Source organism: Streptococcus cristatus (assembly GCF_003943465.1).
Classification (GTDB): domain Bacteria; phylum Bacillota; class Bacilli; order Lactobacillales; family Streptococcaceae; genus Streptococcus; species Streptococcus cristatus_C.
The window spans coordinates 37,312-58,651 of sequence record NZ_RJPR01000010.1 but is presented as its reverse complement, the minus strand read 5'-3'; the positions used below and the strand labels follow the sequence as shown (position 1 = coordinate 58,651).

18 protein-coding genes are annotated in these 21,340 nt (G+C 39.8%); all 18 read left to right on the top strand.

The genetic code is table 11. The features are described 5' to 3' along the window. Positions 1-62 precede the first annotated feature (62 nt). The 18 genes from ruvB to D8793_RS09360 all read left to right on the top strand — a co-directional run bounded on the left by ruvB (position 63) and on the right by D8793_RS09360 (position 21,335). A complete protein-coding gene (ruvB, locus tag D8793_RS09445; protein WP_125371659.1) occupies positions 63-1,061 on the top strand; it encodes a Holliday junction branch migration DNA helicase RuvB in 999 nt (332 codons plus the stop codon). Continuing rightward, positions 1,058-1,633, top strand: a complete 576-nt coding sequence (locus D8793_RS09440; protein ID WP_125371658.1) for a nucleotidyltransferase family protein — start codon at positions 1,058-1,060, stop codon at positions 1,631-1,633. The genes ruvB and D8793_RS09440 overlap by 4 nt, the downstream gene beginning before the upstream one ends. A gap of 161 nt (positions 1,634-1,794) precedes the next feature. After that, entirely contained in the window at positions 1,795-2,217 is a 423-nt protein-coding gene (locus D8793_RS09435; RefSeq protein ID WP_125371657.1) for a low molecular weight protein-tyrosine-phosphatase, read from the top strand. A 3-nt stretch (positions 2,218-2,220) separates the two neighbouring features. Continuing rightward, entirely contained in the window at positions 2,221-2,634 is a 414-nt protein-coding gene (locus D8793_RS09430; RefSeq protein ID WP_125371656.1) for an MORN repeat-containing protein, read from the top strand. Continuing rightward, positions 2,624-4,438, top strand: coding sequence for an acyltransferase family protein (locus D8793_RS09425; protein WP_125371655.1), 1,815 nt, complete (start codon positions 2,624-2,626; stop codon positions 4,436-4,438). The genes D8793_RS09430 and D8793_RS09425 overlap by 11 nt, the downstream gene beginning before the upstream one ends. Positions 4,439-4,716: 278 nt before the next feature. Beyond that, positions 4,717-7,371 (top strand): bifunctional acetaldehyde-CoA/alcohol dehydrogenase, encoded by a 2,655-nt coding sequence (adhE, locus tag D8793_RS09420; RefSeq protein WP_125371654.1) that lies wholly within the window; start codon positions 4,717-4,719, stop codon positions 7,369-7,371. Between the two features lie 287 nt (positions 7,372-7,658). Beyond that, entirely contained in the window at positions 7,659-8,573 is a 915-nt protein-coding gene (locus tag D8793_RS09415; RefSeq protein WP_125371653.1) for a helix-turn-helix domain-containing protein, read from the top strand. 1,775 nt (positions 8,574-10,348) lie between these two features. Then, the gene (locus tag D8793_RS09410; RefSeq protein WP_048766403.1) at positions 10,349-11,089 is read left to right on the top strand and encodes an amino acid transporter; all 741 of its coding nucleotides are present in this window, start codon (positions 10,349-10,351) and stop codon (positions 11,087-11,089) included. A 5-nt stretch (positions 11,090-11,094) separates the two neighbouring features. Next, entirely contained in the window at positions 11,095-11,667 is a 573-nt protein-coding gene (locus D8793_RS09405) for a CPBP family intramembrane glutamic endopeptidase (protein ID WP_048766401.1), read from the top strand. Positions 11,668-11,681: 14 nt separating this feature from the next. Continuing rightward, complete coding sequence (locus D8793_RS09400; RefSeq protein ID WP_048766399.1) at positions 11,682-12,101, top strand: Msa family membrane protein; 420 nt, start codon at positions 11,682-11,684, stop codon at positions 12,099-12,101. Then, positions 12,094-12,966, top strand: a complete 873-nt coding sequence (locus D8793_RS09395) for an ABC transporter ATP-binding protein (RefSeq protein WP_048766396.1) — start codon at positions 12,094-12,096, stop codon at positions 12,964-12,966. Before D8793_RS09400 ends, D8793_RS09395 begins: the two co-directional genes overlap by 8 nt. Beyond that, entirely contained in the window at positions 12,966-13,739 is a 774-nt protein-coding gene (locus D8793_RS09390) for an ABC-2 transporter permease family protein (RefSeq protein ID WP_239665880.1), read from the top strand. Before D8793_RS09395 ends, D8793_RS09390 begins: the two co-directional genes overlap by 1 nt. A 2-nt stretch (positions 13,740-13,741) precedes the next feature. Beyond that, on the top strand, positions 13,742-15,457 hold the full coding sequence (locus D8793_RS09385; protein WP_062004925.1) for an ABC transporter ATP-binding protein: 1,716 nt from the start codon (positions 13,742-13,744) through the stop codon (positions 15,455-15,457). Positions 15,458-15,684: 227 nt separating this feature from the next. After that, positions 15,685-16,683, top strand: coding sequence for an acetylxylan esterase (locus D8793_RS09380; protein ID WP_125371652.1), 999 nt, complete (start codon positions 15,685-15,687; stop codon positions 16,681-16,683). Between the two features lie 258 nt (positions 16,684-16,941). Continuing rightward, entirely contained in the window at positions 16,942-17,640 is a 699-nt protein-coding gene (locus D8793_RS09375) for an N-acetylmannosamine-6-phosphate 2-epimerase (protein ID WP_125371651.1), read from the top strand. Between the two features lie 14 nt (positions 17,641-17,654). Continuing rightward, on the top strand, positions 17,655-18,791 hold the full coding sequence (locus D8793_RS09370) for an ABC transporter ATP-binding protein (protein WP_015604211.1): 1,137 nt from the start codon (positions 17,655-17,657) through the stop codon (positions 18,789-18,791). Positions 18,792-19,032: 241 nt separating this feature from the next. Further along, entirely contained in the window at positions 19,033-20,352 is a 1,320-nt protein-coding gene (locus tag D8793_RS09365; RefSeq protein ID WP_048766387.1) for an ABC transporter substrate-binding protein, read from the top strand. A 95-nt stretch (positions 20,353-20,447) separates the two neighbouring features. Beyond that, positions 20,448-21,335, top strand: a complete 888-nt coding sequence (locus tag D8793_RS09360; RefSeq protein ID WP_045498290.1) for a carbohydrate ABC transporter permease — start codon at positions 20,448-20,450, stop codon at positions 21,333-21,335. Positions 21,336-21,340 lie beyond the last annotated feature (5 nt).

Sequence of the window (21,340 nt, the reverse complement as noted above, 5' to 3'; positions counted from 1 at the left end):
TTTTTGTATTCAGAAGCGGGTTGGATTGCTTCCTCTGCCCTATTTTTTGCTATAATAGTCCTATGAGTAGAATTTTAGATAATGAATTAATGGGGGATGAGGAGCTGGTAGAACGTACCCTCCGTCCTCAGTATTTACGAGAATATATCGGTCAGGATAAGGTCAAGGATCAGCTGAAGATTTTTATTGAAGCGGCTAAATTGCGGGATGAGGCGTTGGATCATACTCTCCTTTTTGGTCCTCCAGGTCTGGGAAAGACGACTATGGCCTTTGTCATCGCCAACGAAATCGGTGTGAATATTAAGCAGACTTCTGGTCCGGTTATTGAAAAGGCTGGTGATTTGGTGGCCATTCTTAATGATTTGGAGCCGGGCGATGTCCTCTTTATCGATGAGATTCACCGTTTGCCTATGGCGGTAGAGGAAGTGCTATACAGCGCCATGGAGGACTTTTACATTGACATTATGATTGGGACTGGCGAAACCAGTCGCAGCGTCCATCTGGAATTGCCGCCTTTCACGCTAATTGGGGCGACCACTCGGGCGGGCATGCTGTCCAATCCTCTGCGGGCTCGCTTTGGGATTACCGGTCATATGGAGTATTATGAAGCTGGCGACCTGACTGAAATCGTTGAGCGGACGGCAGAGATTTTTGAGATGGATATTACTCACGAGGCTGCGAAGGAGCTGGCTCTGCGTAGCCGAGGCACGCCGCGGATTGCCAATCGTCTGCTCAAGCGGGTGCGGGACTATGCGCAGATTATGGGCAATGGCTTGATTGATGATAAGATAACCGACCAAGCTCTCTCCATGCTGGATGTGGACCAGGAAGGGCTGGACTATGTGGATCAGAAAATCCTACGAACCATGATTGAAGTTTATGGTGGTGGTCCAGTGGGGCTGGGAACACTTTCAGTCAATATTGCTGAGGAGCGCGAAACGGTGGAGGACATGTATGAGCCTTACCTGATTCAGAAAGGCTTTGTCATGCGGACACGGACTGGGCGCGTGGCGACTCGCAAAGCCTATGAGCATCTAGGATATGAGTATATGAAGGAATGATGACCGATCAAGAGATTTTAGAGAGGCTGAGTCAGGATCAGGATATCCGAGCGATTTTGGAGATGATCCGCAGCCTAGAATTGAAAGATTCTTGGCTGGCTGCGGGTAGTGTCAGAAATTTTATCTGGAATATCTTGTCTGGCAAGTCGGGCTTTGATGCCGAAACGGATGTGGATGTTATATTCTTTGATCAAACTGTGTCTTATGAGGAAACTTTGCAGCTGGAGATGGAGTTGAGAAAAGCATTTCCCGCTTATTCTTGGGAGCTGAAAAATCAAGTTTATATGCATATTCATAGTCCCAACACCCAGCCCTATACCGGCTCGAAAGATGCCATGAGCAAGTATCCTGAGTGCTGCACAGCTATCGGTCTTCGATTGCTGGAAAATGATAAGTTAGAGCTTTTTGCACCCTATGGCTTGGCAGATATTCGAGCATTTCAGGTTCGACCGACACCGCATTTTTTAGCGGATGCGGATCGAAAGAAGCTTTATATGGAAAGAATTCATAAGAAAAACTGGCAGGCTAAATGGCCACAATTAAGTTTTGAATATCTTTCTGAAGAAAAGTAAAGTTGAATCTGGTGCAAGCTAGATTGAGTAGGTTACTGCCTCAATGATTTGCACTTTTATGTAAGTCGGCATAATTAGCGGTTTTTCAGAGCCCGCTTCCGCTGTCACAGAATAATCGAGAAAGCTCCGCAGTTTTCTTTTTATTCTGGTATAATAGATCTATGAAGAAAATTGTATTTGTTTGTTTAGGAAATATCTGTCGCAGTCCGATGGCAGAGTTTATTATGAAAAGTCTGACCGATGACCTACATATTGAGAGTCGTGCGACGTCCAGCTGGGAGCATGGCAACCCTATACATCAGGGGACTCAGGCTATTTTTAAGAAACATGCGATTTCTTATGACAAAGGAAAGACTTCTCAGCAGATTTCAGCGCAAGATTTTGCAGAATTTGACTACATTATCGGCATGGATGAAGCCAATATTCGAGATTTGAAGAAAATGGCGCCAGTGGATTGTCAGGATAAAATCTACCAGTTTGCTGATCTCGGTGTGCCAGATCCTTGGTACACAGGAGATTTCGATGAAACTTATGAACTGGTTTTGGCTGGTTGCCACAAGTGGCTAGAACGCTTAAATGGATGAAAAATGGATAAAATAAAGGAATTTTACGATAAATATAAAATCTATCTGACCCGTCAGAATCTAGAAATCCTAGCGGTGACTGTGATTGCCTTGTCAGCAATTTTAGTGTTTACCTCCAATATCCCTAGTAAGGGTGCGCTAACGCTGGATCAAGGTAAGATAAAATATGAAGGCAGTCTAGTTCACGGAAAGATGAACGGCGAAGGTACCCTTACTTTTAAAAATGGGGATAGCTATAAAGGGCATTTCAAAAATGGCACTTTTGATGGTAAGGGTACTTTTACATCGAAGGCTGGTTGGAAATATGAAGGTGAATTTGCCAACGGTCAGGCCAATGGTAAAGGAAAACTGACGACAGAAAGTAATGTCGTCTATGAAGGAAGGTTCAAGCAAGGAATTTATCAAAATGCGCATTAGATGGTTTTCACTGGTTCGGATTACTGGACTGGTCTTGGTGTTACTCTATCATTACTTTCAGGGAGTTTTTCCTGGAGGTTTTATTGGAGTGGACATCTTTTTCACTTTTTCAGGATTTTTGATTACTTCATTATTGATTGATGAGTTTACAAGAAGTCGGACGATTGATATTATGGGCTTTCTGAAACGGCGCTTTTATCGTATCGTTCCTCCGCTCGTTTTTATGATTTTGATCATCATGCCCTTTACTTTATTGATCCGTCGGGACTTTGTAGCAGGTATCGGGACGCAGATTGCAGCCGCTTTTGGCTTTGTGACCAATTTTTATGAAATGATGTCGGGAGGCAGTTATGAAAGCCAGTTTGTGCCACATTTGCTGATTCACACTTGGAGTTTGGCACTGGAAGTGCATTACTATATCCTTTGGGGCTTGGCTGCTTGGGGCATTAGCAAGATTAGCAAGTCAGTTGCTCAGTATCGGGGGCTGATTTCTCTGACTTCAATTGCTCTGTTTCTGTTCAGTTTCTTGGCTATGTTTATCGGAGCCTTTTTCAGCAAGAATTACTCCAATATTTATTTCTCAAGCCTGACCCATGTCTTTCCTTTCTTTGCTGGGACAGTGCTAGCGACTTTCTCTGGAGTCGGAAATGTGGGCGTTCAGATGAAGAAACTGGAAGAAAAGGTCGAAATCAAGCAAGTCTTGATCGCTTTAGCTGGCAGTTTTGTTCTTCTTCTTTTGCTCAGCTTTATTTTGAAATTTGACAGCTTGTGGACTTATTTATTTGGTTTCTTGATTTCAACACTTCTGGCTTGTGTCATGATAGCAGCAACCCGCATCTTGCACGATAAATTGCCAAATATTAAGGAGCCTAGTCCTCTCAACTTTATTGCAGACACTAGCTATGGAGTTTACCTCTTCCATTGGCCTTTCTATATTATTTTTACTCAGTTGATGAGCAATGGTTGGGCTGTGCTTTTGACTACAATCTTGAGTTTTGGTTTTGCGGCTCTTTCCTTCTATATCTTAGAGCCGACTTTAGCTGGACGGAAGCCTCGGATTTTTGGCAAGGAGATGAATGTAACATCCATCACCAAGCCGATTTTCTACAGTTTCATTCCGCTGACTTTTATCTTGCTTATTATCACCATCACAGCTCCGTCTGTGGGTGCCTTTGAGGAAAGCCTGATTGTCAATTCTTTGAACCAAGCCGATACGAAAATGCAGACAACCCGTAAGCACGCAGACCAAAAAACTGCGACAAATTATAACGTGGCAGAGGGAACAACTGTTATTGGTGATTCTGTCACTTTGCGCTCCGCTGAATGGATCCAAGAGGCTATACCTGACGCTCAAGTCGATGCAGTTGTTAGTCGTAATTTAGTGTCTGGTCTGGAATTTTTCAAGAACGATATTGCTAACCAAACACTGCTTCAAAACGTCGTCTTGGCATTGGGAACCAATCCGGTTGACAATTATGAAGAATTGCTGGATCAGTATATCGAGCTCTTGCCAAAAGGCCATCGCTTGATTTTAGTCACGCCATATGATGGCCGAACAGCCAATGATCCAAGTAGTATTCCTGTTAAGATGCGACAATACGAACTTGAACTTGCTAAGAAATACGATTTTGTATATGTAGCAGACTGGTATCAAGTAGCGATTAATAATCCGCAGATTTGGATTGGAACAGACTATGTCCATTATGGAGCAGATTCAGAGTCTATGGCAGAGGGAGGTAAACTCTACTCTAACATGATAAAAGAGGCTTTGGCTGCCGCTTCAAATGGCAGTGTTAAGCCATAGAACTAGCTCGGTTATTTAGCCGAGCTCATTTTATAACAAAAAAGAAAGCGCTAACACGTTTTTAGAGAAAAGTATGTGAAATTTTCGAAAATAATATAGAGACTTTTGTAAAAAAGCCTGAAATATCAGTGTTTAAAAAATAATCCCTAAAAAGTTTGTGAACTTTTGTTGAAAGTGTTTACAAATTTGTAGGAATAGAGTATAATTATATTGTGAAATAATTAACAAAGGTTAAAGTCTTCATTTAACCTTTTGGCAGAAACCATTGGAGGACTATAATGGCTGATAAGAAGAAAACTGTTGAACAAGAAGATAAAGTGCTAGCGGCTGAAAAGCATGTTGACGAGCTTGTGCAAAAAGGTCTCCTAGCTCTTGAAGAAATGAGAAAACTAAATCAAGAGCAAGTAGATTACATCGTAGCAAAAGCTTCAGTTGCAGCTCTTGATGCACACGGGATCCTTGCTCAACATGCGGTTGAAGAAACTGGTCGTGGTGTATTTGAAGACAAGGCAACGAAAAATCTCTTTGCCTGTGAACACGTTGTCAACAACATGCGTGGTGTGAAGACTGTTGGTGTTATCGAAGATGATCCTGTTACTGGATTGACAAAAATTGCGGAGCCTGTCGGAGTTATTTGTGGTATCACTCCAACAACGAACCCAACATCAACAGCAATTTTTAAAGCATTGATTGCCTTGAAGACACGTAACCCAATCGTTTTTGCCTTCCACCCATCTGCTCAAGAGTCATCTGCTCACGCAGCGCAAATCGTTCGTGACGCAGCAATCGCAGCTGGCGCACCTGAAAACTGTGTGCAATGGATTACTCAACCATCTATGGAAGCAACAGCAGCTTTGATGAACCACGATGGTATTGCAACAATTCTTGCAACAGGTGGTAACGCGATGGTTAAGGCTGCCTACTCTTGCGGAAAACCAGCTCTTGGGGTAGGTGCCGGAAACGTACCAGCTTACATCGAAAAATCTGCTGACCTTCGCCAAGCAGCTCATGATATCGTAATGTCTAAATCATTTGACAATGGTATGGTCTGCGCATCTGAGCAAGCGGTTATCATTGACAAGGAAGTTTATGACGAATTTGTAGAAGAATTCAAGTCATACCACACTTACTTTGTAAACAAAAAAGAAAAAGCCCTTCTTGAAGAATTCTGCTTTGGTGCTAAAGCAAACAGCAAGAACTGTGCTGGTGCTAAACTGAATGCAAACATCGTTGGTAAACCAGCTACATGGATTGCAGAACAAGCAGGCTTTAAAGTACCAGAAGGTACCAACATTTTGGCTGCAGAATGTGCTGAAGTAGGTCCAAATGAGCCATTGACTCGCGAAAAATTGTCACCAGTGATCGCTGTCTTGAAAGCTGAAGATAGAGAAGACGGCCTTACAAAAGCTCGTCAAATGGTTGAATTTAACGGACTTGGTCACTCAGCAGCTATCCATACAAAAGACGAAGAATTGGCTAAACGCTTTGGTACTGAAATCAAAGCGATGCGGATTATCTGGAACTCTCCATCTACTTTCGGTGGTATCGGGGACGTATATAATGCCTTCATTCCATCCTTGACACTTGGATGTGGTTCATACGGACGTAACTCAGTTGGTGATAACGTGAGCGCTATTAACCTTCTAAACATCAAGAAAGTAGGGAAACGTAGAAATAATATGCAATGGTTTAAAGTTCCTTCAAAAATTTACTTCGAGCGCAACTCTATCCAATACCTTCAAACATGTGAAGATATTGAACGCGTTATGATCGTTACTGACAAATCTATCGAAAAACTTGGCTTTGTTCAACGTGTGATCGATCAATTGAACGCCCGTAGCAACCGTGTAACGATCCAAGTCTTCTCAGGTGTTGAACCAGATCCAGACATTACAACTGTAGAACGTGGTGCGGAAGTGATGAAAGCATTTGAACCAGATACAATCATCGCTCTTGGTGGTGGTTCTCCAATGGACGCGGCCAAAGTAATGTGGCTCTTCTACGAGCAACCAGAAATCGACTTCCGTGACTTGGTTCAAAAATTCATGGATATCCGTAAACGTGCTTTCCGCTTCCCATCACTTGGTAAGAAAGCGAAGTACATCGGTATCCCAACGACTTCAGGTACAGGTTCAGAAGTAACACCATTTGCTGTTATCTCTGATAAGAAAAACAACCGCAAATACCCATTGGCTGACTACTCATTGACACCAACTATTGCCATTGTTGACCCTGCTTTGGTTGAGTCCGTTCCAGACTTTATCGCTGCTGATACAGGTATGGACGTCTTGACTCACGCGACTGAAGCCTATACTTCAAACTTCGCTAACGACTACACAGACGGTATTGCACTTCAAACGATCAAGCTTGTCTTTGAATGGTTGGAAAAATCTGTTAAGACAGCTGACCCAGAAGCTCGCGAAAAAATGCATAATGCGTCTACAATGGCTGGTATGGCCTTCGCCAATGCCTTCCTTGGTATGAGTCACTCAATGGCCCACAAGATTGGTGGTGTTCACCATACTGTTCACGGACGTACAAATGCAATCTTGCTTCCATACGTCATCCGTTACAATGGTACTCGTCCATCTAAGACAACTACATGGCCTAAGTACAATTACTGGAAAGCTGATGAGAAATTCCAAGACATCGCGAAAATGCTTGGTTTGCCTCACTCAACTCCAGAAGAAGCAGTTGAAGCATACGCTAAAGCTGTTTACGAACTTGGTGTTGCAGTAGGTATCAAGATGAACTTCAAAGACCAAGGAATCGATGAAAAAGCTTGGAAAGACAGCTTGCATGAAATCGCATTGCTTGCTTATGAAGACCAATGTTCACCTGCAAACCCACGCTTGCCAATGGTAGCTGACATGGAAGAAATCATGGCAGATGCCTACTATGGTTACGGAGAACGTCCAGGACGTCGTAAATAATATAGTTATCAACAACAGAGAGTGGGACAGAAATCGGTAATTCGTCAGAATTCGATTTCGTCGTCCCACCTCCGCACAGTTGAGTAGGGCTGTAAAAGCTGATGAAATCAGCCTAGTAGAGCCCACTCAACCACTGCGTCTTGCTCGATAATCCAAAGACAATTGAGAGGCTAGGACTTTTGTCCTAGACTCTTTTTGGGCGTGATTGGAGGAATTCTGATATAATAAAAACAGAAAACTTTGATAATTAGATTATTTTTTTCAAATAATAATGAGGGTTTTGGTTGATGAATGATGTTGGTAAAAGAATAGAGGAGTTACGCAAAAAGAAAGGTTTGAGCCGTCCGGCCTTTTGTGATGATGAGTCTGGTTTGTCTGTCCGCCAGTTGGCACGTATCGAAAAAGGAGAGTTTCATCCCACTCTGAAAACTCTGGAGCATATTGCAGAAAAATTGGAGATTCCAGCCTATATCCTCATGCCTGACTATCAAGAGTTGCCAGAGCGTTATAAGGAAATCAAGTATTTTCTGCTTCATCACCCTGACTATGGGGATAAGGAATTGCAAGAACAAAAAGATGCGTATTTTGATGAAATCTTTGAGGACTTTTATGACAATCTTCCAAGAGATGAGCAGATAATGATCGATTGCTTGCAGGCGATTGACCAGGTGCGGGCAGGCCAAAATTCATTATATGGTCAAGGTGTGTTGGAGAATAGTTTTGACAGTCTAGTCGACGTAGAACCGTTTCATACTAGTACATTATTGAAATCAAGACTTTATTTTCTCTGTGCATTAATGGATGGATTGAATTCAGGATTTATAAAAGAAACTACGCAAGAAGAAATTGTTCTTCTATTTAAAAAGCTATGTCATCAAATAGAAGAAACTGAATTAGAAGATTTATATTTATTGCGGGATGCTCTGTTTGCAGCACTGTGCTGTTTGGAGCTTGTTGGAGAGTTCTCCTATTTCAAGATGGCAGTAGATAAGTTAAATTATATTATGAATAGAACCCGAGATTTCCAAAAGAAACCATTAATTTTAATGGTTGAGTGGAAATATTATATTCAGTGTGATTTTAATGAGGCAAATCGTAAGTATCAAGAGGCGAAAATGGTTGCTCAAATATTTGGAAATGAGGAATTGATAACGAGTCTTGATATAGAATGGCAGGAAGATATAAAAAAATATATTCGATAATTTGTGAATAGTGACATCAATGTCTTGACAAAATAAAACTTTTGGCATTTTTATTAATAATTGCCAAAAGTTTTTTGTTTTGTTCGGATTTTACTATCTATTTGTTAAAAAAAGAGTGACATTTCTGTCATTGGTGATTTTTTGTTGCGCTGATATAATTATTTTTGTAAGTAAGACATCAGAGAGGAAAAACAAATGTTTAAATTTTTTAATTTGCTGGGTTTTATCGGTGGTTGGTGGGGGTAAATACAAAAAGTTACTGCACATTAATATTCGAACGATTCAATAATATACCAAATTTGTACAGAGTTGGCGTACGAGATGTATTAGTCATTCGACAGTCATATGATACCCTAATACAAGTGGAGATAAGAATCAATGGTTACTTGTTAGACTTGATTACGGTTAAAAGAAATATTCTTAGAGTTTATACTTTGAAAAATATCTCTCCTACTGCACGAATTACAGTATCAGATATCACAGAAGGACTTGATATGACTCTGAAATACAATCGTACATTTAGGGATTTTGATTTTTTTGAAAAATTAAAATAGGTTTGAAAAAGGAGAAGAGGCATGAGGCAGACAATTTATACACCAGTGTATAAAAAACGGTCATTCAAATGTAAGCATCCGTGTTTTGCATTTATCGTTAAATGATAGTAATTCACATAACATAAAGAACTTGGAGAACAAAATGCATGAAACATCAGTTAGCTAATCATTGGATTTTGGAAGACAGTGACTTCATAACGAAACAATCTTATCCAAAGCCATGGTTAAAAAGAACAAAATAGATTAAAGGAGACATAAAATGGCAAAACAAATTAAAAAAGCACCGAAACGCAATACCATTAACCTTGGTATTATCAGTTATACCTATACCCGTGGCCGTCATTCAATTTAAGGAGGAATATAAAATGGCAAAACAAATTAAAAAAGCACCGAAACGCAATACCATCAACCTTGGTATTATCAGTTATACCTATACCCGTGGCCGTCATTCAATTTAAGGAGGAATATAAAATGGCAAAACAAATTAAAAAAGTATCAAAACGTAATACCATTAACCTCGGTATTATCAGCTATACCTATACCCGTGGCCGTCATTCAATTTAAGGAGGAATATAAAATGGCAAAACAAATTAAAAAAGCACCAAAACGTAATACCATTAACCTCGGTATTATCAGCTACACCTATACCCGTGGCCGTCATTCAATTTAAGGAGGAATATAAAATGGCAAAACAAATTAAAAAAGCACCAAAACGTAATACCATTAACCTCGGTATTATCAGCTACACCTATACCCGTGGCCGTCATTCAATTTAAGGAGGAACATAAAATGGCAAAACAAATTAAAAAAGCACCAAAACGTAATACCATTAACCTCGGTATTATCAGCTACACCTATACCCGTGGCCGTCATTCAATTTAAGGAGGAATATAAAATGGCAAAACAAATTAAAAAAGTATCAAAACGTAATACCATTAACCTCGGTATTATCAGTTATACCTATACCCGTGGCCGTCATTCAATTTAAGGAGGAACATAAAATGGCAAAACAAATTAAAAAAGCATCGAAACGCAACACCATCAACCTTGGTATTATCAGTTATACCTATACCCGTGGCCGTCACGCAATTTAAGTAAGTAGCATACAATTGAAGGTCTTAGTTTTATTAATAGTTAATTTTATATTAACTATTAATAAAATGGAGCTTAATGTAAGTTATTTAAGCTCTATTTTATTAATAAGTGAATCAGGAGATGACAATGACACTATTTAAAGCAATATTTAAATCTGTTTTTAACAGAAGGGATGTTAAGATATTTTTAATTTTTATACTTCTTCCTTTATTAGTTCCACTTTTAACAGAATTTATGGACGGGACGAGCACAGGTTTGGCAGGGAATTTTTCAGAGTTTCTTGCTACAACCATTAGCACTCAATATCGTTTGATATTGCCTAACTTATTATTCTCACTCGTTATATCCTCTGTTTTTAAAGATGAAATTGATTCGGGGATTCTATTTCTATACAAAGACATCAATCGCTCACAGATTTTTAAAGCGAAGTTAGGCAGTTTATTAGTTGTATATGTTTTATTTCTACTAGGAACGGTTATGACAAGTGTGCTATCTTACTACGGTATATTATTCTCACAAGGGGCTGTTCCTGCTAATTTTATTTCTGAAAAAGTTCCAGATATTTTTTCGACAATTTTTTCATTGTTATCTACTATTAGTTTGAATCTGATTACACTACTATTAGTAGTAATGATTTCGGTGACTTCAAAAACGGTTCAAACAGTTTTAACGGGAGTGTTCTTTTCGCTAGCTGCCTCAGTTGCTCCTGTGTTGATTGGGATTAACTATTTGTTTCCAAACGGCTATGCAGACTTGTCCCAAGAGAATTTTCCACTAGCTTGCTTAGTTGCGGTAGGAATATCAGTTCTTTATATACTCTTCTTTTACATCAAAGGAAAACAGAAATTTAAACATATAGAATTTTAGGAAACATGATGAAATATAATCTTCTATCTTTAATGACACCAATCAGTTTAATTGGTATAGCATTTCTAGTCTATTCATTAGGAACTTCTATCGTATTTATAAGTTTTAGCCAACAGCTACAGTTGTCTTATCTTATTGCCCTCATTTGTTTTATGCCAATTGGATTTATGCTTATTCCTCATACTTTATCATTGAAATATGGTCTCTACTCAAAGGAAACAGATGTAGTTTTTCACTGGCAGTCCTATTTATGTCTTGCCTTGCTTATCTTTCTAGTCAATCATTATTTTTTAAAAAGCGATGAGTATTTTCATCAAATGGTGATTTCTATGTGCGAGGAGTTTCTATTTCGATTTGTCATCTATAAAGTGTTGAGAAACAATTATTCCCGCCTTTGGTCAATCATTATTGCGTCATTGTTATTCGGTATTTTACTTCATCTAAACTATCCTATGATAGACAATCTACTCATCAGAACCCCACTGGGTATTCTATTTTCAATTTTGGCGACAAAATTTGGTTTGGAGTACGCTATCGGTGGACATTGGATTTACAATCTTTATCAATCAATTATTTAATCTAAGGAGAAAAAATGTTATTACTTTTATTTGCTGTTGTGATTTATGCAGTGTTGGCACTTGCTACAAGTTACCTACTACCTTTTTTATCAGTACCTTTAGTTTTATTAGTTATTTATGCACTTCCTTTACTCTTGAATTTTATCGTTTATAAAGTTCAAAAAGGAGAATGGAAATTTTGGACAGCTCTTGTTTTACCAACTGTATCAGTGGCTGCGTATCTTTTATTTGCTTACCTGACCTCATCAAATGGTACTTGGATAGAGTTTGCTCAGATGAATATGATATCAGATGAAGATATGCAACTAGATATTGCACTGAACTTATTTGATGGTTCACAGATTTTGTTTATTAGTTTGCTATTTTACGGAGTGTCATTAGCATCGCATTTTATTTCAAATAAGGTTTCCAGTAAGGGGGTAAAACATGCTTAAAATTGAAAATCTGTCAAAAAAGTTTAAAGGAAATGATTTTTATTCTCTATCAGACGTCTCTCTTGAAATTGGGAAAGGAGAAATTGTTGGTTTAATTGGTAAGAATGGAGCCGGAAAATCGACTTTGATGAAAATGATGGCAAAATCTCAACGACCAACATCTGGGACAATAACCTATAGAGGTATTGATATTAATAGCAAAGATAATGTATTGGAAGATTTTGGGATTATGATTGATCCAGTTTTCTACCCAGAAATGTCTGTGATGGATAATTTAAAATTTTATCTCAAATTACACGGGAAGCAGGAATGGTACTCAAATATCGAAAAAACACTTCGTTTAGTAGAACTTTGGGAAGCTCGCAACCGTAAACCGAAAGGTTTCTCGTTTGGGATGAAACAACGGACAGCTTTAGCGATTGCTTTAGTAGCAGAACCTGATTTTCTGATTCTAGATGAGCCGTTTGTTGGCTTAGATCCTATTGGTGTTCAAAAATTAATTGATATTTTGAAACAGTGGTCAAGTGAACGTCAGATTTCTATGTTGATTTCAAGTCATCAGTTAGGTGAGTTAGAGGCCTTGTGTAATCGATATGTATATATTGAAGGTGGGAAATTGGTGGATTCGTTTGAAGGGAAAGAGCAGCCAAGTGTAGTTGTTCACCTACATCCTAGCGCAAATACTGCATTACTAGACAGTTACTTATCATCTGATGTGATGCTTGAGGGTAGGCTATTGGACATTTCTACAGCTAGTAGTCGCTCTACTTTAAATGAAATCTTTAAGGTTCTTGCGGAGAATGATATGATTGAATCGATTGATGTCAAAGAAAATCATCTCAAGGAAGTATTTATGAAAGGATAATGATGAAGAATATTTTTTCGGCAGTATTTGAATCGGTCTGGAAGCGAAAAGAAACGAAAATTTTTCTTGCTTTTAGTTTTTATCCACTCGTTTATTTAGCGGCTTCTTTCTTTGGAGAGTCTAATTTTATGCAAATTGCAAATGCGGATGGTAGTAAGGTTGCCTACATTGACTTTGCAGATATGATGCTTAATTCGATGGATATGATGATTTTGCCGACTTTAGCCCTATACTTTTTGACAATTTCTGTTTTCAGGAGAGAAACGGATGATCATACGATGTTTCTCTACAAGGATATTGATAGAAAATCTATTTACTTCTCAAAATATTTCAGTCTTCTCCTTATTCTTTCTATTTATTTTGCATTATTTTTTGCTTCTTCTTTGCTTGTTCATTACACACGAGTCGTACATATGGAGTTTGGGACAACTCAAATTGTATCGGATACACTTTACTATACTTTGTTAGAGATGGTTAGTATTTTCACAGTATTCTTAAAAGGAGTTTTAGCTATTTCTGTAGCATCCTTTGCCTCTTTACGTTTTGGGACTGGGACAACTATGACAATTGCCATTGTATTGACAGTAACAATGATGATTCTATCAGCGATAGGGGGCCCAATTGCAGCACTCTTGCCAACAGGTTACCAGCAGTTTATGCAGACAGTTGAAAACATCTGGATTGGATTGGTTGGGCCAGTGACGGTAACGGCAGTCTATGGTCTTGTTTTGAACACCTTAAGTATAAAAAAATTTAAAAGTCTGGAGTTTTAAGGATGGACAAAAAACTCTTAAAGTTGATTATCAAGTACCTCAATAAGCCAAAATTTCTTTTTGGCTTAGGATTGAGCTTTATTGGAACGATTATGAGTTTATTTATTCCACAATTTATGGGGAACTTACTGAATGAAGAATTTTTAATCACGCTCATATCTAACCCAATAACAATAGCGGTCTCCATCGCATCGCTCTTGCTCGTGTTTTCTGTCCAAGCTTTGTCACGCTATGTGATCGGCTTGTGTGGCAGTCAAGCTGTAAACAAGCTCCAAAAGCATATATATGCCTCCCTGTTAGTAACCTCTGTCAAGGAACTAGAAAATCATCCATCGGGTGATGTAGCTAGTCGGCTAACAAATGATATGTCTGTTATTTTGAACTTTATCACATCGGTATTGCCAAATCTTATTTTAAATGGGATTGTGATTATGGGTTCTCTCTATTTTCTAGTAAATATCAGTCTGCCCTTGACGTTACTGTCTTTCTTGCTATTTCCGATTTTATTATTTGTAATCATTCCGATAAATCATCGGCTAGAAAGTCACTACACAAACTATCAAGAAGGGCTGGGAGACATTTCTGGTCGAATTAGTCATCGTTTCACTCATATCCGTTTGATGAAATCCTTCAATGGCGAAAAGAGTGAAGAAGAATCCATGGCTCACTTTTTTAATCAATTAACCCACAACTTTAAAAAGATTATCGGCTTGTCCTCTATTCAGAATACCTTATCAAATGGGCTGACCATGACCTTTATCATTTTACTATTGGTGGTAGCTGGTTTGGAAGTCTCTAAAGACAATATGACCATGAGTACTCTGATGACTTTTGTTCTTTATCTGACACGGTTGATTGACCCCATCACAGATATCTCTGAATCTATGACGGATTGGACAGAGTTTCAGAGTGTTTCAAATCGTCTCATGGAGATGGTAGAGTTAGACAAAGAAGTAGGAGGAGAAAAAGGATTAGAACTATCTGGATCGAGTATCATCATGAAGAATGTTAATTTTTCTTATGATCAGGAAAATGTCTTAAACGATTTATCCGTCAATATTCAAGCGGGACAGCATACTGCAATTGTTGGACCAAGTGGTGCAGGGAAATCGACTATTTTTGCTCTATTGATGAAATTCTATCAAGATTATAAGGGAGAGATTCTCATTGGAAGTCAGAACTTAGCAGACTTATCTGAGGAGCAGCTGAGAAATATGGTAGCTTATATTCCTCAAGATAATACCTTGTTTCATGGAACGATCAGGGAAAATCTTCTCTATGGGAAAAATAAAATCGTCTCAGAAGAACGGATGAATGAAGTCTTAGAAGAATTGGGTTTGGTATCTTTGATAAGGGATTTAGACAAAGGTTTAGATACGGAAATTTCTGATAGTGGTACTGGGTTGTCCGAGGGGCAAAAGCAACGTTTTAATATTGCGAGGGCTTTATTGCTGGAGCATCCAATATATCTATTAGATGAAGTAACAGCCAGTTTAGACAGTGTGACAGAACAAAGAATCAGTAAAGCAATTGATAAGTTGACAGCAGGTAAAACACGCATGACGATTGCACATCGTTTGCATACAGTCAAGAAAGCAGATTCGATTCTTGTTTTGGATAAAACTGGACAGATTGTGGATCAAGGAACTCATCATCAGTTGCTACTTAGAAATCAACTCTATCAAGAATTTTTATCAAATGTACAAAGAGCAGGTTGAAAGGTGTGATTCTTTGTTCACCTCGCTTTCTTTGTTTTTAATAATGTAATCTCAAAAAAGAGGTCAGGGAACTTCTCCGACCTATTTTTGAAACTAGTTTCAAAAAGAAAAAGAATCACAGCAAAAACAGAAATTAAATTCTTAATATTGCAAAGGATTGAAAAAGGGAAGGCACTGTGCTATTATTTTTGTAAGGGTTTACAAAAATAATAGTGTTGGAGGATGAGATGCGCAATCCAGATTTATTAGCAGAAGCAAAGGCTTACAAAGGCAGAGATGAAGTTCCAGCGGATTTTGATGCTTTTTGGGATCGTCAGATTAGCAGTTTGAGTGGCTTGCCGGACTATCAGCTGATTGAAAAAGACTTTCAAATCGCTGGGGTGACCTGCCATGAGCTAGTTTTTGAGGGGACGAATCAAGGGCGAACCTATGCTCGTATAGTCCTTCCCAAATCGAGTAAAAAAGTTCCGATTATCTTTCATTTCCACGGTTATATGGGGCGTGGCTGGGATTGGTCCGATATGCTAGCTTATACGGTTGCTGGCTATGGTGTTGTATCTATGGATGTACGCGGCCAGTCAGGCTATTCTTTGGATGGAGGGGTGCCTGTAAGGGGCAATACGGTCAAGGGTCAGATTATCCGTGGGGCAGTGGATGGACCAGAGCGTCTCTTTTATAAAGATGTCTATCTAGATATTTACAGCTTGGTTGAGATTGTGGCGAGTTTGGACCTTGTGGACGAGGAGCATCTATCCAGTTATGGTGCTTCTCAGGGCGGAGCCTTGGCTTTGGTGGCAGCGGCTCTCAATCCGCGCATTAAGCAGATAGTAGCTATCTATCCTTTCTTGTCAGACTTCCGGAGGGTACTGGAGATTGGCAATACCAGCGAGGCCTATGATGAGCTCTTTCGTTATTTTAAGTTCCACGATCCTTTCCACGAAACGGAGGATGAGATTATTCAGACCTTGTCCTATATCGATGTGAAAAATATGGCTCACCGCATTCAAGGGAGCGTGCGGATGATAACAGGACTGGCTGACGATGTTTGTTATCCGATTACCCAGTTTGCGATTTACAACCGGCTGGAGTGTACTAAGGAGCACCATCTCATGCCAGAGTACGAGCATGAAGCCATGAATGTCTATGTCAATGATAGGGTCTTCAACTGGCTTTGTGGTTCAAAGATTGACCATCCTTCTTTGCTGGAAGCTTTTAAAGATTGGTAAAAATAGATAGTAGCAAGAAAGAAACCAAGCCTGAGGTTAGTATAATCTCAGGCTTTTTATGATAAATATTCAAAAATCTATAGTAACTTTTTTGTAGAAACACTTCTAATCCTGAAAGTAGTTTCAGCTTTTAAGAAAGGAAGTCGGTTTTTAGAAACTAAAATCTAAATCTCAAAACTTATTGAAAGCGCTTTATTTTTTGTATATAATGACATTATAAAAAGAACGGAGAAAACATAGAAAAAGGAGAGATTATTTATGTCACAGATTAGCAAAGATCAATTAATTGCAAAAATCAAAGATGGCATTATCGTTTCCTGTCAAGCTCTGCCTCATGAGCCCCTCTATACGGAGGCTGGCGGTGTCATTCCTCTCTTGGTCAAGGCGGCTGAAGAGGGCGGGGCAGTTGGTATTCGAGCCAACAGCGTGCGAGACATCAAGGAGATTAAGGAAGTAACCAAGCTCCCGATTATCGGGATTATCAAACGGGACTATCCACCACAGGAGCCTTTTATCACTGCGACCATGCGGGAAGTGGATGAGCTGGCTGCCCTTGATATCGAGGTCATCGCTCTGGACTGCACCCAGCGGGAACGCTATGATGGTTTGAAGATTGAGGACTTTATCCGCCAAGTCAAGAAGAAATATCCGCAGCAACTGCTGATGGCTGACATCAGTACCTTTGAGGAAGGCCTGGCAGCTGTAGCAGCTGGGGTTGACTTTGTCGGTACAACCTTATCAGGCTACACTTCCTACAGTCCTAAGGTAGACGGACCAGACTTTGAACTGGTCAAGAAGCTCTGTGATGCGGAGGTAGATGTGATTGCTGAGGGCAAGATTCATTATCCAGATCAAGCCAAGCAAATCCATGATTTAGGTGTCCGCGGTATTGTAGTAGGCGGAGCCATTACTCGACCAAAGGAAATCACCGAGCGTTTCGTTGCAGCAGTAAAATAAAGTGAGGTAAAGCAATGACGACCTTAAAGTTAAATAAGCTCTACAAAAAATATCCTAATAGTGATTTCTACTCTGTAGAAAATTTCGACTTGCAAATCAAAGACAAAGAATTTATCGTCTTTGTTGGCCCTTCTGGATGTGGGAAATCCACAACGCTGCGTATGATTGCGGGACTGGAGGACATCACTGAGGGCGAGCTCTACATTGATGAGACATTAGTCAATGATATTGCTCCCAAGGATCGTGATATTGCCATGGTTTTCCAGAACTATGCCCTCTATCCACACATGACAGTCTATGACAACATGGCGTTCGGATTGAAACTGCGCAAGTACAGCAAGGAAGATATCGACAAACGGGTGCAAGAAGCAGCTGAAATCCTTGGTTTGAAAGAGTTTCTAGACCGCAAACCAGCGGACTTGTCTGGTGGTCAACGTCAACGGGTAGCTATGGGACGGGCCATCGTCCGAGATGCCAAGGTTTTCCTGATGGATGAACCTTTGTCAAACTTGGATGCGAAACTGCGGGTGTCCATGCGTGCTGAGATTGCCAAAATCCACCGCCGTATCGGAGCAACAACCATCTACGTTACCCACGACCAAACCGAGGCAATGACCTTGGCCGACCGCATTGTTATCATGTCAGCGACGAAAAATGAAGCGGGCACGGGAACTATCGGTCGTATCGAGCAAGTCGGAACTCCGCAAGAGCTTTACAATGAACCAGCGAATAAGTTTGTTGCGGGCTTTATCGGCAGTCCAGCTATGAACTTCTTTGAAGTGATGGTATCTGGTCATCAACTGACTGATGGTGATCAACTCAATCTTACCCTGACAGGTGGTCAAGAGAAGCTTTTGACAGAAAAGGGCTACCAAGGTAAGAAAGTTATCTTGGGTATCCGACCAGAGGATATCTCAGCCGACTTGATTGTAGAAGATACTTTCCCTGGTGATGTGGTCGATGCGGAAGTTGTCGTGTCAGAGTTGCTGGGTAGTGACTCAGTGCTCTACTGTAAGGTGGGCAGCCAAGAGTTTTCAGCCAAGGTAGATGCTTCCAATTATCTGGAGCCAGGTTCGAAGCTTCGCTTCACCTTCAAACTACCTAAGAGTCATCTGTTTGATAGTGAGACTCAAAAACGAATTACTTTGTAAAACAACCTAAAATGAACTGACTGACTTTATTTTAGGATAAAAGAAAGGTCACAGAGAAGGAGTGATTGTACTTTTAAAAGTTTAGGATTTTAATCAAATATAGGTGGACGCTTGTCCAGAGGAATAACACAGGAAAAACGAGGCTGGGGCGCCTAATGAAATAGGTCCGTCCCACTCTCCAATAGGCAGGTAAAAGCTGTTTAGGTCAGCTTGGAATCTTAATTTTAAAGGAGAAAAACAAATGAAAATGAAGAAATTGCTTTGTTCATTGGTAGCGGGAGCCGCAGTTCTTACGTTAGCAGCTTGTAGCGGTGGTGGTAGCTCAAATAAAGCAGCTAGCTCTGGTGATAAATCTGGTAAGACAGAGATTACTTGGTGGGCATTCCCTGTCTTCACTCAAGAAAATGCCAGCGATGGTGTTGGAACTTATGAGAAATCCATCATTGAAGCATTTGAAAAAGCAAATCCAGACATTCATGTCAACTTGGAAACAATCGACTTCAAGTCAGGTCCAGAAAAAATTACGACAGCTATCGAAGCTGGAACAGCGCCAGACGTGCTCTTTGATGCACCAGGACGGATTATTCAATACGGTAAAAATGGTAAGTTGGCAGACTTGAACGACCTCTTCACAGATGATTTCGTCAAAGATGTTAACAACGATAACATTATCCAAGCCAGCAAGGCTGGAGACAAAGCTTATATGTATCCAATCAGCTCTGCTCCATTCTACATGGCAATGAATAAGAAAATGTTGGAAGATGCTGGTGTCCTCAACCTAGTTAAAGAAGGCTGGACAACAGATGACTTTGAAAAAGTTTTGAAAGCGCTTAAAGATAAAGGTTATACACCTGGCTCTCTCTTCAGTAACGGTCAAGGTGGTGACCAAGGAACTCGTGCCTTCATCGCTAACCTCTATGGTGGATCTGTTACAGACGAAAAAGTAACTAAATATACAACTGATGATCCGAAATTTGTCAAAGGTCTTGAAAAAGCAGTGAGCTGGATCAACAATGGCCTTATGATGAACGGTTCTCAATATGATGGTGGAGCAGACATCCAAAACTTCGCTAACGGCCAAACTTCTTATACTGTTCTTTGGGCACCAGCACAAAATGGTATCCAAGCTAAATTGTTGGAAGCAAGTAAAGTAGAAGTAGTAGAAGTACCATTCCCATCAGACTCAGGCAAACCAGCCCTTGAATACCTTGTAAATGGTTTTGCAGTCTTTAACAACAAAGACGACAAGAAAGTAGAAGCAGCTAAGAAATTTGTGAAATTCATCGCTGATGACAAAGAATGGGGACCTAAGAACGTTGTTCGTACAGGTGCTTTCCCAGTTCGTACATCATTTGGTAAACTCTATGATGACAAGCGTATGGAAACAATCAGTGGCTGGACTAAATACTACTCACCATACTACAACACCATTGATGGATTTGCAGAAATGAGAACACTCTGGTTCCCAATGTTGCAATCTGTATCTAATGGAGATGAAAAAGTTGAACCTGCTTTGAAGACATTTACTGAAAAAGCAAACGAAACGATTACTAAAAAATAAGCAAGTTTAAAATCCGCCCCTTTTTCTGTTGTCAGTCTCTAAAAATGGAAAAAGGGGTATTTTGTTAGAAAATCTTGAAAGAGGGGTACCTCATTGTGAAAGTCAATAAAATCAGAATGAAAGAAACCCTAATATCATATGCGTTTTTAGCTCCAATTCTTATATTCTTTACAGTATTTGTTTTAGCGCCTATGATAATGGGATTTATCACTAGTTTCTTTAATTATACAATGACCTCATTTACATTCGTTGGGTTTGATAACTACATTCGGATGTTCAATGATCCAGTTTTTGTTAAGTCACTCATTAATACAGTTATTATTGTAATCGGCTCTGTGCCAGTAGTTGTGCTCTTCTCTTTGTTTGTAGCTTCACAAACCTATGAGATGAATGCTGTTTCTCGCTCTTTCTACCGTTTTGTCTTCTTCCTACCGGTTGTTACAGGTAGTGTTGCCGTGACAGTCGTGTGGAAGTGGATCTACGATCCGTTGTCTGGTATTTTGAACTTTGTTTTGAAATCTGGCCATATCATCAACCAAAACATTTCTTGGTTGGGAGACAAACAGTGGGCCTTGGCTGCTATCATTGTTATTTTGCTGACAACATCTGTCGGTCAGCCGATCATTCTCTACATTGCAGCTATGGGAAATATCGATAATTCTCTAGTTGAGGCCGCGCGTGTGGATGGGGCGACAGAGATGCAAGTTTTTTGGAAAATCAAATGGCCGAGTCTCTTGCCAACGACACTTTATATCGCTATTATCACCACTATTAACTCATTCCAATGTTTCGCCTTGATTCAGCTGTTGACATCAGGTGGACCAAACTACTCAACTAGTACGCTTATGTACTATCTATATGAAAAAGCCTTCAAGCTATCTGAATATGGCTATGCAAACACTATGGGAGTCTTTCTGGCGATTATGATTGCGATTATCAGTTTCGCCCAGTTCAAGATCCTCGGTAATGATGTGGAATATTAAAGAAA